Origin of the sequence: Paraburkholderia fungorum, assembly GCF_046027215.1 — a bacterium.
Lineage (GTDB): Bacteria > Pseudomonadota > Gammaproteobacteria > Burkholderiales > Burkholderiaceae > Paraburkholderia > Paraburkholderia fungorum_D.
The window spans coordinates 2129012-2144588 of the sequence record NZ_JAQQEN010000001.1; the positions used below are offsets into that span (position 1 = coordinate 2129012).

General features: G+C 64.4%; 11 protein-coding genes. 6 read left to right on the forward strand and 5 right to left on the reverse strand.

Translation table 11 applies throughout. From position 1 onward, the window contains the following. Positions 1 to 82: 82 nt before the first annotated feature. The 4 genes from PQR27_RS09445 to PQR27_RS09460 all read left to right on the forward strand — a co-directional run bounded on the left by PQR27_RS09445 (position 83) and on the right by PQR27_RS09460 (position 4697). The gene (locus tag PQR27_RS09445; RefSeq protein ID WP_408523392.1) at positions 83 to 1393 is read left to right on the forward strand and encodes an MFS transporter; all 1311 of its coding nucleotides are present in this window, start codon (positions 83 to 85) and stop codon (positions 1391 to 1393) included. Positions 1394 to 1411: 18 nt separating this feature from the next. Then, positions 1412 to 2656: a Zn-dependent hydrolase gene (locus PQR27_RS09450; RefSeq protein ID WP_408523393.1), complete on the forward strand. Its 1245-nt coding sequence runs from the start codon at positions 1412 to 1414 to the stop codon at positions 2654 to 2656. A gap of 17 nt (positions 2657 to 2673) precedes the next feature. After that, positions 2674 to 3696 (forward strand): histone deacetylase family protein, encoded by a 1023-nt coding sequence (locus tag PQR27_RS09455; protein ID WP_408523394.1) that lies wholly within the window; start codon positions 2674 to 2676, stop codon positions 3694 to 3696. A gap of 254 nt (positions 3697 to 3950) precedes the next feature. Beyond that, positions 3951 to 4697, forward strand: a complete 747-nt coding sequence (locus PQR27_RS09460; protein WP_408523395.1) for a glucose 1-dehydrogenase — start codon at positions 3951 to 3953, stop codon at positions 4695 to 4697. 66 nt (positions 4698 to 4763) lie between these two features. Here the strand turns inward: PQR27_RS09460 and PQR27_RS09465 are convergent, their stop codons facing one another. Continuing rightward, a complete protein-coding gene (locus tag PQR27_RS09465) occupies positions 4764 to 5645 on the reverse strand; it encodes a LysR substrate-binding domain-containing protein (protein WP_408523396.1) in 882 nt (293 codons plus the stop codon). Between the two features lie 118 nt (positions 5646 to 5763). On the opposite strand from PQR27_RS09465, the gene PQR27_RS09470 reads away from it, so the two are divergent. Together PQR27_RS09470 and phnX are read left to right on the forward strand one after the other, a co-directional pair. Next, positions 5764 to 6993: a 2-aminoethylphosphonate--pyruvate transaminase gene (locus PQR27_RS09470; protein ID WP_408523397.1), complete on the forward strand. Its 1230-nt coding sequence runs from the start codon at positions 5764 to 5766 to the stop codon at positions 6991 to 6993. A gap of 121 nt (positions 6994 to 7114) precedes the next feature. Then, the gene (gene phnX, locus PQR27_RS09475) at positions 7115 to 7918 is read left to right on the forward strand and encodes a phosphonoacetaldehyde hydrolase (RefSeq protein WP_408523398.1); all 804 of its coding nucleotides are present in this window, start codon (positions 7115 to 7117) and stop codon (positions 7916 to 7918) included. Between the two features lie 713 nt (positions 7919 to 8631). On the opposite strand, the gene PQR27_RS09480 is transcribed toward phnX, so the two are convergent. From PQR27_RS09480 to PQR27_RS09495, 4 genes are all read right to left on the reverse strand, one after another. After that, positions 8632 to 11505 carry an Hsp70 family protein gene (locus PQR27_RS09480; protein WP_408523399.1) on the reverse strand — a complete coding sequence of 958 codons (2874 nt, stop codon included), beginning with the start codon at positions 11503 to 11505 and terminating at the stop codon, positions 8632 to 8634. Continuing rightward, positions 11502 to 13358: an Hsp70 family protein gene (locus tag PQR27_RS09485; protein ID WP_408523400.1), complete on the reverse strand. Its 1857-nt coding sequence runs from the start codon at positions 13356 to 13358 to the stop codon at positions 11502 to 11504. The genes PQR27_RS09480 and PQR27_RS09485 overlap by 4 nt, the downstream gene beginning before the upstream one ends. After that, the gene (locus PQR27_RS09490) at positions 13355 to 13936 is read right to left on the reverse strand and encodes a DUF2760 domain-containing protein (protein ID WP_408523401.1); all 582 of its coding nucleotides are present in this window, start codon (positions 13934 to 13936) and stop codon (positions 13355 to 13357) included. The genes PQR27_RS09485 and PQR27_RS09490 overlap by 4 nt, the downstream gene beginning before the upstream one ends. Positions 13937 to 14330: 394 nt before the next feature. After that, complete coding sequence (locus PQR27_RS09495; RefSeq protein ID WP_408523402.1) at positions 14331 to 15476, reverse strand: substrate-binding domain-containing protein; 1146 nt, start codon at positions 15474 to 15476, stop codon at positions 14331 to 14333. Positions 15477 to 15577 lie beyond the last annotated feature (101 nt).

A 15577-nucleotide genomic window follows, 5' to 3' on the forward strand; every position in this document is an offset into this window, starting at 1 on the left:
AAATTTGACTAATGTTTTATGGCTGGCGATAAAACACCTCACAAGATGCCCCGATATCCGGAACGGCAAGCGAGGAGCCACCATGAATGCTTCAACCCCGACCACCCGTCAGCCTGTACGAGCGGCAAGCGCCGCTTTCATCGGCACGATGATCGAGTGGTATGACTTCTACATCTATGCAACCGCCGCGGCGCTGGTGTTCGGTGAGTTGTACTTTCCGTCGCACGATCCGTTTGTCAGCACGATGGCCTCGTTCGCGACCTTCGCGGTCGGCTTTTTCGCGCGTCCGCTCGGTGGCGTGATCTTCGGCCACCTGGGCGATCGCATCGGCCGCAAGAAAGCGCTGATGACCACGCTGATGATGATGGGGGTGGCGACCGTGTGCGTCGGTCTGCTGCCGGCTTATACGAAGGTCGGCATGCTGGCGCCGGTGCTGCTGGTGTTGCTGCGCGTCGTGCAGGGCGTGGCGGTGGGCGGCGAATGGGGCGGTGCGGTGCTGATGGCCGGCGAGCATGCGCCGCAAGGGCGGCGCACGTTCTTCGCCTCGTTCGCGCAACTCGGCAGCCCGGCTGGCCTGATCCTCTCGCTGATCGCGTTTCGCGCGGTCACGTCGATGCCGCATGACGACTTCATTGCCTATGGCTGGCGCCTGCCGTTTCTGGCGAGCGCGGTGTTGCTCGCGGTGGGCATCTTCATTCGCCTCGGCGTGAACGAATCGCCGGAGTTTCAACGTGAGAAAGAAGCGAAGCGCACCGTCGAATTGCCGATTGCCGAAGTGTTTCGCTCGTCCGGCGCGCTGGTGGCGCTGTGCATTGGCGCGAACACCATCGGCATCGCGGGCGTGTATTTCACCAACACGTTCATGATTTCGTACACGACGCAAAACGTCGGCGTATCGAAATCGCTCATTCTGGATTGCCTGTTCGCGGTCGCCATCATCCAGTTCCTGTCGCAGCCGTTGGCCGCGTGGCTCGCCGAAAAGTTCGGCGGGGCGCGCTTCCTGAAGCTGGCTGCGTTTGCCGCGATGCTTTCGCCTTATCCGATGTTTACGCTTGTACAAAGCGGCAACCGGCTGTCGATGATCATCGGCATCGCGCTTGCCGTGGTGTGCATGGCGAGCTTCTATTCGGTGATCGCCGGCTTTGTCAGCGGGGTGTTTCCGGTGCGCGTGCGCTATTCCGCGATCTCGCTGTCGTATCAGGTGTGCGGCGCGATTGCCGGCGGTCTGACGCCGCTCGCGGGCACGTGGCTCGCGCACAAATTCGCCGGGCAATGGTGGCCGCTCGCCGTGTTCTACACCTGTCTCGCGGGTATTTCGCTGTCGTGCATCGTCGCTTTGGACGCGTTGAAACATCGTCGCGCCGATGCGCCCGAAGCGCTGCCCGCACGCTGAATCGAAAAGGGAATCAAGATGTTGAAAGTGGACGGAAAGCGCCTGTGGGCGAGTTTGATGGAGATGGCGCAAGTGGGCGCGACCGCGCGTGGTGGCGTACGGCGCCTGGCGCTGAGTGAAGACGATCGCCGCGGGCGTGAGCTGTTTTCCAGCTGGTGCATGCAGGCTGGCATGACGGTGCATACCGATGAAGTCGGCAATCTGTTTGCGCGCCGTGAGGGAACGAGTGCGGACGCGAAGCCGGTTCTGATCGGCAGCCACCTCGACACGCAACCGGAAGGCGGCCGTTTTGACGGCGTCTACGGTGTGCTGGCCGCGCTGGAAGTGATTCGGAGTCTGAACGATCAGAACATCCAGACGCATCACCCAATCGAAATCGTCTCGTGGACCAACGAAGAGGGCGCACGTTTCACACCGGCGATGCTCGGCTCCGCCGTGTTCGTCGGCGCGACGCCTTTACAAGCCGCGTTGGCTACGCAAGACGCGCAGGGCGTGACACTCGCTGAGGCACTTGCAACCTGCGGTTATGAAAGGGTCCGTCATCTCGACGTGAACGAGGTCGAGGCCTATTTCGAAGCACATATCGAACAGGGGCCGATTCTCGAAAGCCACGGACATCCGATTGGCGTCGTCACCGGCGGTCAGGCGATCCGCTGGCTCGATGTCGAAGTGAACGGCGTCGCGGCGCATGCGGGCACCACGCCGATGCCTTATCGGAAAGACGCGTTTTTCGGCGCCTCGGCGATGGCGCTCGAACTCGAAGCGATCTCGCAGCGGTATGCGCCGTTGGGTCTGGTCACGATCGGTCAGGTCGAGGTGCCGAATTCGTCGCGCAATACGATCGCCGCGAAGGTGGCGTTCACCGTCGATCTGCGCCATCCCGACGACGCACAGATCGACGCGATGGAGCAGGATGTGCGCGTGGCATTCGAGCGCGTCGCCGCGCAGCGTGGTCTGAACACAGCGATCTCGACCTGCTGGAAGAGCCCCGCCACGCCATTCGATGCCAGTTGTGTGGCGCTCGTCGAGCAGGCCACGCAGCAGCTCGGCTATGCCTACGAGCGGATCGTCAGCGGCGCGGGACATGACGCGATTCATCTGGCAAGGCACGTGCCGACCGCGATGGTATTTATCCCCTGCGTCGACGGCCTGTCGCACAACGAAGCCGAAGACGCGCTGCCCGGCGACGTGACCGCCGGTGCGAACGTGTTGATCAATGCGGTGCTGGCACGCGCCAAGGTGGCCGCGCCGGTCTACGCCTGAAGTTGAGGAACCCGAACATGCAGACATTTTTCCATCCCGCACAGTTGAAACACCACCCGCGCAGCTATCTGTCGCGTGGCCAGATGCGCTCGCCGCAGGAAGTCCCGGAACGCGCAATGCGCCTTGTCGAAGCCGCGAAGAAGCTGGGTTTCGACTTGCGGGAACCCGCTGACTTCGGCGCCGCGCCGCTCGCCGAAGTGCATGGCATGAACTATCTTCGCTTCCTGGAAGAAGCGCATCGCGAGTGGAAGAAGATGCCCGCGGAATGGGGCGACGAGGTGATGTCGAATGTGTACATCCGCGAAAACAATCCGTTGCGTGGTGTGCTCGCACAAGCCGCGCGTTACCTCGCCGACGGAAGCTGTCCGGTCGGCGCCCACACATACGAATCGGCCTATTGGTCCGCGCAAAGCGCGCTTGCCGGCGCGCATGCGATTCTCGGCGGCGTGGGCGAGGCCTACGCGCTGTGCCGCCCGCCAGGCCATCATGCACGCGCCGAGGCGGCGGGCGGCTTCTGTTACCTGAATAACGCGGCGGTCGCGGCGCAGGCGCTGCGCAAAAAATATGGACGCGTCGCGATTCTCGATACCGACATGCATCACGGCCAGGGCATTCAGGAGATTTTTTACGGTCGCGACGATGTGCTGTACGTGTCGATTCACGGCGATCCGACGAACTTCTATCCGGTGGTGGCCGGCTTCGAAGACGAGCGCGGTGTCGCGAACGGCGCGGGTTACAACGTCAATCTGCCGATGCCGCACGGCTCGTCGGAAGCGGTGTTCTTCGAGCAACTCGACGCAGCACTGCGCGTCGTCAAGCGCTTTCAGCCGGACGCACTGGTCGTGGCACTCGGCTTCGACATCTACAAGGACGATCCGCAATCGATGGTGGCCGTCACGACCGAAGGTTTCGGCAAACTCGGCAGTCAGATCGGCGCGCTGACACTGCCGACGCTGATCGTGCAGGAAGGGGGCTACCACCTTGAAACGCTCGATGCGAACGCGCAATCGTTCTTCGGCGGGTTTGCGTCGGCGCGATGATATGCGCGACCTGAGATGATCGGCGTTGCCTGTCGGGAGTACAGTCGGGAGTCGCAGTAAGGGGCGCAGCCGCGCGATTCACCGCTATGTGCGCCGGCAGTAGCGCGGCGCTTCCCGATTGTTCGGCTCATCCGACGTATCTATTCGTCCGCAGCCGCTTTATTCGTGGGGCGTACCTGCCTACATTGTGTCCTGTGACAGCGCTACTGCATCTCCGGCTTCATCGGCGCTAACCCAATCCAAAGGATACGATCATGAGCAAGCTCACAGGTAAAGTTGCTGTTGTAACAGGCGCATCGAAAGGCATCGGCGCGGCGATCGCGAGAGCGCTGGCCGCGCAGGGCGCCTCGGTGGTGGTGAACTACGCATCCAGCAAGGCTGGCGCGGAAGACGTGGTCGCCGCCATCACCGCGGCGGGCGGCAAGGCTGTCGCCGTTGCGGGCGACGTGTCGAAAGCAGCGGACGCGCAGGGCATCATCGATACGGCGGTCGAAACATATGGCCGCCTCGACATCCTCGTCAACAATTCGGGCGTGTATGAATTCGCGCCGATCGAAGAGATCACCGAGGAGCATTTCCATAAGCACTTCAATGTGAATGTACTCGGTCTGCTACTGGTCACGCAGGCGGCCGTGAAGCATCTGGGCGAGGGCGGCAGCATCGTCAATGTCAGCTCGGTTGTCAGCCGCATCACGCCGCCGGGCAGCGCGGTCTATACCGCCACCAAAGGCGCGGTGGATGGCATTACGGGCGTGCTCGCACGTGAACTGGGACCGCGCAAGATTCGCGTCAACTCGGTCAATCCTGGTATGGTCGCAACCGAAGGCACGCATAGCGCCGGGATTATGGGCTCCGATTTCGAAACGTGGGCCGTCAGCACGACGCCGCTCGGCCGCATCGGCCAGCCCGACGATATCGCCGACGTCGCGGTATTCCTCGCCTCCGACGACTCGCGCTGGATGACCGGCGAAAGCCTGATCGCGAGCGGCGGATCGCGTTAAGCGCGTACGCGCCGTATAAAGACCACCTGAAAGCCGCCACGCGAAACCTGTGTGGCGGCTTTCAGTTTATTCAGCAGTAACAGCCGTTGCGCCAGCCAGCTGAACGGCAAACAACGCATCGAGCAGATTCGAACCCGGCCGTTCGGCGAGCCGCGTCAGCGATTCGATCATCTGCACCTGGCAATCTTGCAACGGAATCATTCTGATCCGGCGCGATTCATTGAATTCGGCGCGCGCGATCACGCCCACCCCCATGCCTTGCGCGACGGCTTCTTCCAGCGCCTCGCGGCCATCCACGTACATGACCGGTTCGACCTGCAACGACTCGCGTACCAGTTCGATTTCCAGCAACTGCTGGGTGACCGACTGCGGCTCGCGGAAAATCATTGGCTGCTGCACGAGTTCCGCGTAGGTCAGCTTGCGTTTTTTGGCGACCGGATAGCTCACCGGCACCATCGCCACCAGCGGATCGCGGCGCAGCACCCGCGCTTCCAGCCGGCTGTGCACTTGCGGCGCCGCTGTAATCGCGGCGTCGACCGCGCTCGACAGCACACGCTGCATGCAGTCCGCGGCATTGGCGATCGACAGCGTCACCACGATGCCCGGATGCAGCTTGCGAAATGCGCCGATCAGCGCGACCGCGAGATCGGGCGCATCCGCGACCAGCGAGAGCGAGCCGGACTCCAGCCCACCCGCCGATTCGAGCAACTGCCGCGCGTCGCGCTCGCAACTGAGCATCTGCCGCGTCACACTGAAGAGGCGCAAGCCCAGCTCGGTAGTTTCGACGCCGCGCGGCCCGCGCTCGAACAGCTTCACGCCGTAATCCTGTTCGAGCCGCCGCACGTGGTCGGAGATGGCCGGCTGCGTGAGCGACAGCGCCTGCGCGGCTCTCGAAAAACCGCCATGTTCCGCGACCGCATGAAACGCCCGCAATTGCGCGTATTGCACGTGTGCCTCACCGGGTGATAAGTTTTTACGATACCTGCATCGATTATATCGATTTTACCGATGCCCCGCGTTTCGGTACTGTGTGAAGCACCGAAACAGCGATATCGGAGATTCCGAAATGGAAAGCGCGATCGACAGTTCTTCAGCAGTCTCCACAGTGCCTGGCGCCGTCACGTGCGCCGCGCCAGCCAGGGGCGAGCCGTATCTGCTGACGCCTGGCCCGCTCACCACCGCGTTCTCGACCAAGGAAGCGATGCTGCGCGACTGGGGGTCGTGGGACGGCGATTTCCGCGCGATGACCGCGCAGTTGCGCCGCAGTCTGCTGGACATTGCCGGCGACACCGCGGGCGAATACGACTGCGTGCCGCTGCAGGGCAGCGGCAGCTACTGCGTCGAGGCGATGCTCGGCAGTCTGATTCCGCGCGACGGCCACGCGTTGGTGCTGGCCAACGGCGCCTATGGCAAACGCATTGCCACCACGCTGGGCTATCTCGGGCGGGCCTGCACCGTGCTCGACAAGGGCGACTACCTGCCGCCGCGTGGCGCGGAAGTCGAGCGCATGCTGGACGCCGATCCGCGCATCACGCACGTGGTTGCGGTGCATTGCGAGACCAGTTCGGGGATTCTCAATCCGATTGAAGAAATTGCCGCGGCCACCGCGAAGAAGGGCCGCAAGCTGCTGATCGACTCGATGAGCGCGTTCGGTGCGGTGCCGCTCGACGTGAGCGAGGTGCCGTGCGAGGCCTTCGTGTCGTCGGCGAACAAGTGCATCGAGGGCGTGCCGGGTTTCGGCTTTGTGATCGCGCGCAAGAGCGCGCTTCAGGACGCCAAGGGGCGCAGCCATTCGCTGAGTCTCGACGTGTACGACCAATGGGACGTGATGAACCGCACCGGCCAGTGGCGCTTTACGCCGCCGACGCATACGGTTGCCGCGTTTATCGAGGCGTTGCGTCTGCATAAACTCGAAGGCGGACAGGCCGGGCGGCTCGCGCGTTATGCAAACAATCGCGATGTGCTGGTTGCCGGCATGCACGAACTCGGTTTCGAGCCATTGCTGAACGAGCGCTGGCGCTCGCCGATCATCGTGACGTTTTTCGCGCCGGCGCACCCGTCATTCAAATTCGAGCGTTTCTATGAGCTGATGAAACAGCAGGGATTCATCATCTATCCGGGCAAGTTGACGGTGGTGGACAGTTTCCGCATCGGTTGCATCGGGCAGGTGGATGCCCACGTGATGCGCCGCGTGGTTGAGGCATGCGCGCGCTCGCTGCAGGCGCTGGGCGTCGAACACGCCGCGCCGCCGCAACGCGCGATCGAAGAACGCAAGGCGTTGGCAGAAGCCGCGTAAAGCAGGCAGCCCGGGCGCCTCGCGCGCGGGCCGGCGCATGGATGATGAGTGGGTCGAGTAGCAGTCATACGAACGCGCGGCATGTCGCGCGTGCTGTGGAAGTTCCTGAGGATCGAAGTAAATGAAACACGTAAAAGCAGTGATTTTCGACTGGGCCGGCACGGTGGTCGATTATGGTTCGCTGGCGCCGATGGGCGCGTTTGTGGAGACGTTCGAGCAGTTTGGCGTATCGATCACGATCGACGAAGCGCGTGGCCCGATGGGCATGGCCAAGCGTCCGCACATTGCCGCGCTGATGGCTTTGCCGCGCGTATCGCAGGCATGGGCGGACAAGTACGGGCACGTGCCCGGCGAAGCGGATATCGACGCGGTGTATGACGTATTCGTGCCGAAGAACATTGCGGTGGCGGCGAGCTATAGCTCCGTGATTCCTGGCGTGGCCGAGGTGGCGAGTGCGCTGCGCGGCGATGATATCCGGATCGGCACGACGACCGGCTACACGCGCGAGATCATGGCCGAGATTGTGCCGGGGGCGGCGGCGCAGGGGTTTTCGCCGGACAGTATCGTGTGTACGGGTGACACGGTGGAAGGGCGGCCGTCGCCTTATATGATCTACAAGACCTTGCCCGAACTGGGCGTGTGGCGCGCGAAGGATGCGATCAAGGTCGACGATACGGAAGTCGGGATCGAGGAAGGGATTAACGGTGGGACGTGGGCGGTGGGCGTTGCCGTGAGCGGGAATGCTTTTGGCATGGCCGAAGATGAGGTTAAGGCGCTAGCGCCGGATGAGTTTGCCTGGCGGCGCAAGGTCGCTGTGCAGAAGCTGCGGGACGCCGGAGCGCATTATGTGATTGATAGTGTGGCGGACCTGATGCCCGTGGTGTATGAGATTGAGGCTCGCTTGGCGCGAGGGGAGAGGCCTTGATATAGTTTTTTTGCCTTTGGCGGCGGCATTATTTGGTTCTGGCTTTTTTGGCCTTTCCTTGTTTTCTTGCTGGTTTATTAGCGTTCCCCCTGTGCGGGGGGGCACCTACTTTTCTTTGCCGGCCGCAAAGAAAAGTAGGCAAAAGAAAGCGGCTTTACACCGCTAGTTCTTAAGCGGGTCCCCTGGCTTGGAGGGGATCGTGGCTCCGTAGAGATTGGGCCTGCGCACCTTCTGGCCTGAGTGACCAGGCCGTCATGCTACCGGCGGCGCTGCGCGCGCCGGGGCGGTGCTTCATCAAACCAGTGGCGTGACCCGCAACGCGGTGCCAGTGCACCGGCACTTCAAAAACACTCGATATTTCCGGCGCCTCGCCGAGGCGAAGCCGATGGCCCCCGCTACGCGCAAACGAAGCACCCGGTTTCCCTGGCAGACCCGTCCGCGACGCACGCAGTGCGGAGTGGGAGCGAATGACGGCTGTGTCACTGACGGTTACCGACCGAGGTGTGATCCGTTAGTCGGACCACCAGCCCCTCCAAGCCAGGGGACCCACTTAAAAGTTAGCGGTTTGAGCCGCTTTCTTTTGCCTACTTTTCTTTGCGGCGGCAAAGAAAAGTAGGTGCTGCCCCGCACAGGGGCGACGCTAATAGACCAATAACAAAGCAAGGAAAGGCCCAAAAAGCCAGAACCAGGAAAACCCCAGCGCCACAGGCAATTCACCCACTGATAAGCTTCAACCCCGCGGGCAGCGACTCCCCAAACACCCGTCCTTCATCGGCATTATCAAGCTCAACAACCTCACTCACCATAGCAACCCATGCCCGCGGCGACCCAGCCGCCTCAAGCCTCCGCACGACCGCGTGGCGAACATCGTGAGCCAGATCCCGCGACCGGTCGCCCGTCATGCGGGCAATCTGCACAGCAGCGAAAGCAGCGGGATCGACCTTCTTCCAGTCGAGCGCAAGAATCGTCTTCAACCACTGCCCGGCGACCTCAGCCGGCACCACACCATGTGCGCTGCCGTAGAACGGCCGCCGTGCGCCAATACGCCCCACCGCCCACCAGCTTTGATGGTTTTCTGCCGGCTTCTGCAGACGCGTGAGCACCGATTCACCCAGCTCGATCTTGCGCTCGACAGGAATGCGTTCGAGCGATGCGCTCAGGCGGACCATGTCGGTGAAGCCAGTCTTCGACACGTCGAACGGCAATTTATGGCGCGATTGAGCGGCCGTCTGCAGATACGCCATCGCATCGAGCACACGCAGCTGCGCGCTTTCGTCGAGGCCGCCCGCGGCGCGGCGCCAGAGCGTCCACCATTCCGACCAGACCTGGCCTTCGTTGACATACTGGATGCCGTCGTCGAACAGCGACCAAAGTTGTTCGACGCGCCATTCGTCGAGCGGATAACCAAAGCCGGGCCGCACGCAATAGCCCGCGAGATTCAGCCAGAGCCGCTCGTGATCCGCCGAGCGGCGCCGGCGGCGGGCGCGCTCCCAGAGCGCACCGAACAGCTCGCGCAGCAACGCGCTGTTCCAGCTCTCGCGTGGCCCCAGAAGTTGTTCGAGTTGCGAGCGCAGCCGTTTGACTTCCTTCGGACCGACGTTTTGCGCGCGCGAACCGAAGCTGCGATCGATCTGCTCGATCGCTTCGTCAAGCGCGGGATGGCGGGTCTGCGCCGGATCGGCCGACAGGTTCACCTGCGCGCTTTCACCACGCAACTGGAATTCGAGCAGCCAGCGCTGGGCCGGATTGTCGAGCTCGATGCAATGCACGTCGAGCGTGCCGACTTCCGTGAGCGACGTGGCGATCTGCACCGGCGTATCGCGCGCGCTGCTCGCGCCACGCGGTTCCACGATCGTCGCGATCGGCGGCAGGCGGATAAAGTCGCCGCCCGCGAGGTCGGCCAGTTCGCCGGGTTGATAGACCGTGTCCGCGCTCGACGAGACCAGGTGGAAGCGCACCGGATGCCCAAGGCGCAGCGCGAACGTGCGGTCCTTGATGAGAATTTCGTGGCCTTCTTCCGTGCCGCGCGGCAGCAGACAGATACCGCGGGGACTCGGCCCGCCATTACCGGTGGCAGCAGCGGGATCGTCCACCACGAGAAAGTAGCTGCGCGGCGAGCCGCCGCCGATTTTCGGCGCCCGGCCACTGCGCGCGAGCGCATAGGCAACCGCGCCGCGGGCTACGGCCACGTCGGGGTTGTCGTTATGCAGCACCTTCAGCGGTGCGCCGCGCCACGTGCCCAACGTGCCGGCGAGGCGCTTCGTCAACGCCTCGGCACGGAATACGCCGCCGTTCAGCAACAGCGTGTCGGGTACCGGCAAGGCCGCTTCATCGTTGTCCTCATCGTCACCGGCGGATGCTCCCAACGCCTTGCGCGACTGTGCCGCGAAACGGCTCAGGAATGCGGCGATATGGCGTGTGACGGCCGCATCGGTGGCGTAGGGCAGGCCGAACTCGACAATCGCGCCGCGCGGCCTTCCGGGCCGCTCGTTCGACGCCACCGCCGGGAAAAAACCATCCACGATCACCTGCTCGACTTCGTCGCGCGTCACCTGCGCCGTGCGCGCGCCGCCGATCAGCTTCGAACCGGCGCCGAGCAGTGTGATCGACGCGGAGTCCGGCGCTTGCGGGCCGAGCAGTTGTTCCTTCACGCCACGGCAGCGCTCGACCAGTTGCGACAGGCTCGCGGCCGACAGACGCGTCCGCTCGGTGCCGCCGCCGCTCAGGCGCGCTTCGGCCAGATGGGCGAGCGCGAGGTCCATGTTGTCGCCACCGAGCATCAGATGATTGCCCACGCCGATGCGCGTCAGTTCAGGCTCGCCGTCACGCATGCGCACTTCGATCAGCGTGAGGTCGGTCGTGCCGCCGCCCACGTCGCAGATCAGCACGAGCCGCGTGTCGGCCAGTTCGGCGGGCAGACGCTCGCGATGATGAAACAGCCAGTCATAGAACGCGGCCTGCGGCTCTTCCAGCAGCCGCAATGCGGGCAAGCCGGCCAGACGCGCCGCCTGCACGGTCAACGCGCGTGCGCCTTCATCGAAGGACGCGGGCACCGTCAGCACGACGTCCTGGTCTTCGAGCAGCGCTTGCGGAAAGCGCTGGTTCCACGCCGCTCGCACATGCGCAAGATAGCTCGCGCTGGCTTCGACCGGCGAGACCTTGCGAACATCGTCGGCGGCGCCCCACGGCAGGATCGGCGCGCCCCGGTCGACTGAGGCGTGCGACAGCCAGCTCTTCGCGCTCGCTATCAGCCGTCCGGGCACCTGGCCGCCGAGCGCGCGCGCGAGCCGGCCGATTACGACCGGCGGCGCCAGGGGATCGTCGGCAGCGTGGTCCGTCGCCTGCCACGGCAGTTGGAGATCGCCCGCGCTCAACTCGCCCGGTGCCGCGTGATAGCGCACCGACGGCAGCAGCGGGCGCGCCGCGACTTCGCCGGGACTCACCAACTGATCGATCTCGAAGACGCGAATCTCCTGCGATCCCGCCGCGGCATGGGCCGCCGCGGGACCGCCCGCCGCGGCATAAGCCAGCACCGTGTTGCTGGTGCCGAGATCGATACCGACGCTATACCGCTTCATCTCAGTCATGCATTGGCGTTGCCGCGCACGTCGAACTCGACCTTCCAGCGCTCATCGGACCCGCGCGGGATAGCTTCCAGTTCGAGCGTGCCGGCTTCGGTCACGCGTGCATGCAGTTTCACCGGCACGACTTCACCGGCGGTTCGGCCGGCGGCCGGCAGCGTCGCCTGGATTTCGTCGAGTTCCTGCAATTCCTCGGGACCCCAGAAATCGAGCAGCGTGCCGACCTGGTCCTGGCGGCGCACCGACGAACCGAAGAAGCGGAAGTGCACCGGCTCGCCGACCACGAGGCCGAACTCCTGCGCGGGCAACGCCGCATCGGTGCCTTCCTCCATGCCGAACGGCGCGACGCACAGCGCGCTCACCGGCGGCTCGAGGCCTGGCACGGCGGGCATCGCCGATTCGATGGCGATGTAGTACGCACGCGCGGTACCGCCGCGAATGCGCACGCCCTTGCCGCGCCGCACGTAGCCGTAATAAGCCGCGCCACGCGCGACGGCGAGATCGAGGTCGGCGCCTTCGAGCAGGCGTGCCGCAGCCGCGCCTTCAGCTGACAGCCAGCCATTGAGCGTGCCCATGATGCGCTCCACCAGCAGCGGCGACTTGAATACGCCGCCGTTAAAGAGCACCGCGGTGGGATGCAGGAAGCTCGCGCCTTCCTTGACCATGTCCCGCAGACCTTCCAGTTCGGCGAGCGCGCCCACCTGACGGCCGAGAAAAGCCGCCAGATGCCGCGTGATGCCGGCGTCCTGCGCATACGGCAGGCCGAGTTGCGTCAGACCGACCCGCGCGCGGCTCACCGGACGCGCCGCGCTTTCCACTTGCGGGAAGAAGCCTTCAAGGATCGTCTGGGTCAACTCGGCGCGCGTCAGTTCGGTGCGGATCGACCCGCCGATCAGCTTCGAACCGCGGCTCGGCACGACGAGCGGCACGGTGTCGGTTGCGGGGTCGCTGAGGAGCGTTTCCTTGGCCGAGCGGCAGGCGTAGGTGAGGGCGCGCAGTTGCCACGCGTCGGCCTGGGTACCCTGCGCGGCGAGCTTGCGCGCCACCACGTGGGCGAGCGCCAGGTCCATGTTGTCGCCGCCGAGCAGAATGTGTTCGCCCACCGCAACCCGATGCAGTTCGAGGTTGCCTTCGCGTTCGATCACGGCGATCAGCGAGAGGTCGGTCGTGCCGCCGCCGACATCGACCACGAGGATGATGTCGCCGACCTTGACCTGCTTGCGCCAGTTGCCGGTGCTCTTCTGGATCCAGCTATACAGTGCGGCCTGCGGTTCTTCGAGCAGCGTCATGCGGCCATAGCCGGCCGCCTCGGCGGCTTCGGCGGTCAGCTCGCGCGCGGCCGGATCGAACGAGGCCGGAATCGTGACCGTGATGTCCTGCTGGCTGAACGGCGCATCCGGATGGGCGTGGTCCCACGCTTCGCGCAGATGCGTCAGATAGCGCACCGAGCTTTCGAGCGGCGAGACGCGCGCGACTTCAGGCGGCGCGTCGTTGGGCAGAATCGCCGCGCGCCGGTCGACACCCGGATGACACAGCCAGCTCTTGGCGCTGGAGACGAGCCGGATCGGCGTGGCCGCGCCGCGGCTGCGCGCGAATTCGCCCACCGCGAATTCACGCTGGCCGGTCCACGGCAGGTACAGGTCGCCGGAAGCGAGTTCGTCCGGATGCGGCAGGTAGAGAAACGAGGGCAGCAGATCGAGGTTGTCGATCGCGCCGGGGCCGGTGAGTTGCGCGACCGGCAGCACGCCCTGGGCGGTTTTCTCGCCGTCGCTGGCCGTGCAGTCCACGTAGGACAGCGCGCAATGCGTCGTGCCCAGATCGATACCGATCGAATAGCGTGATTCGCGTGCGTCGCTCATAGTTCCACCTCCGCCGGGGCGATGACCTTGGCGTTATGGCTGTCCGTCAGCCGGGGCAGCCGGACCTCGTCGACGCGCCAGCCGCGATGGCTGATGCTGCCGTTAAACGGCGCCTTGCCGACCACGTTGCCGGTCAGGCGAACGGCGGTGGCGTCGAAACCCTCGGCGAGCGTCACGCGGCTGCCTTCGGCCTCGTCGCGCACCGGACGGATCGTGAAATGCTCGCGCAGCGTCGCGCGGCAGCCGTCGTGCACGAGGCGGGCGGCCGCGCCGATGTCGGCGTCGCTATAAGCCTTGATGTCTTCTTCGACGAAATCGATGAAGCGCGCGTCGCGTTGCAGCAGGCCGAGCAACTGCAGCGCGGCGTCGGGGCTGGCTTCCTTGAGCGTCGGGGCGGGCGGCTTTGGAGCCGGTGCCGGGGCCGGTGCCGGGGCCGGTGCGGGCGCCACATTGACGGCACCGCTGCCGTTACGCAGACGCAGCACCCCGGCGGCGAACTCGCCGTCGCCGAGAATCCTGAAAAAGGTGCCGACGGCAAGGGAAATCCTGCCGAGGAAGGACGGGTTTGAATCGGTCATAAATGCTCCTGAGGGCTCTGTTAAAGGACGAGCTGTCCTGGCTGCGCCGCACGCAACGGGCCCTGCGGGCCGTCGCCATGCGTCTTTGCGAGGGTCGGCGGCAGGCATGCCGCCGAGGTCTGAATCATCCGGGCTTGCGGCGCGGTTGCGCCGCGCAAAACCCGTATTTTGCCTTGTGCCGCGCCCGAAGCGGACAAAGCCGGACATTCTCGCGGTAAATGGGGGGTGAAAAGGCGGCCGGCGACGCTATGCGCGCGTCCGGCGGGATGGCGTGCGAGCCGCGCGGGAGCGGCCGCGATTGAGGAAGAAGGAGTGGGCCTGAGTGTCGCGGACGAAGCACCGCGGGAATGCGGGCACCTCGTCCGGATCTCCGGGGTTTGCCTCAGCCTGAGGCTCAGCCGCAGGCTGGCTTGGCTTTCTTGCACGCATCCGCGAGTTGCGGCGGCGGGTCTTTCTTGAACACGGTCTTGTAGGCTTCGAGCACGGTGGCCTGGGTCACCGGCAACGACTGCACGCCAATCCACGCCGGCGGCGTCTGGCCAATCAGCGCCTTCATCATCGCCATCGCCTCGGCCACACCCTGATCGTACGGGCGTTGTGAACCGGTGGCCTTCAGTGGCCCGCCTTTGGCAATTTCGATTGCGGACTGCAGGCCCAGATCGACGGTCGTAACCGGGATATTCACGCCTTGCGCGCGCATCGAGGTCAGCGTGTCGAGCGCCGGTTGATCCCATACCGCGAAGAGGCCCTTCACGTCAGGATTGCCGGTGAGGAAGTCACCGGCAATCTGCCCGACCTTCGACGGATCGGTGAAATCGACCTGCTTGATCTTCAGATCGGGGCGGTTTTTCTTCATCCAGTCGTTGACCGCCTTGGTGCGCTCCTTGGTGCTGAAGTAATCGACGCCGAAGTTGACGAGGCCGATGGTCGCGCCCTGCGGCACGCACGAGGCGAGCACCTTCGCGGCGATCTGGCCGTTGCCTTCACTGTCGGCTGAAATCATCGACGCGTATTGTTCCGGATGCTTGAGTCCAGTCGGCACATTGTCCATGAACACGAGCTTGATACCCGCGGCGGACACTTTCTTGTAGGTCGCGGCCGTCGCCGTGCCGTCGACCGGGATCGAGATAATCCCGTCAGGATGGCGCTGGATCGTGTTTTCGATGTCCGCGATCTGCTTGTCGACCTGGTATTCGGCGGAAGCCGTGCCGATCACTTCCACGCCGTACTTCTTCAGCGTGTCGGTAATGCCCTGCACCTGAAGTTGCGACCAGTCGAGATTCATCGTCTGCATCGAAATGCCGACCTTGAATTTGCCCGCCTTGACCTTGGCCGCGTCGGCGGCGCTCAGTTGTACGGCTTCGACCGAGGCGGCTTTTTCCCCGTTCGGTCCCTGGCCGACAATGTTTTTCGGTCCGATCGAGCCGGCCGGCAGACTGGTCACGCATTGCGCGCCGGCGCCCGACGATGCCAGCGCTGCGACGGCCGCGGCCGCCATGACGCCGGCCAGAACCCTGCTTGAGCCACGACGATGTTTCATGAGTCTCCTCCGTTGGTCTTCATGTCTGTGTTACGTCTGCTGCTGGCGATGGAACCGCGCGGGCACGTTGCGCGGGTTCCGGATTTCACGCGTGATCGACG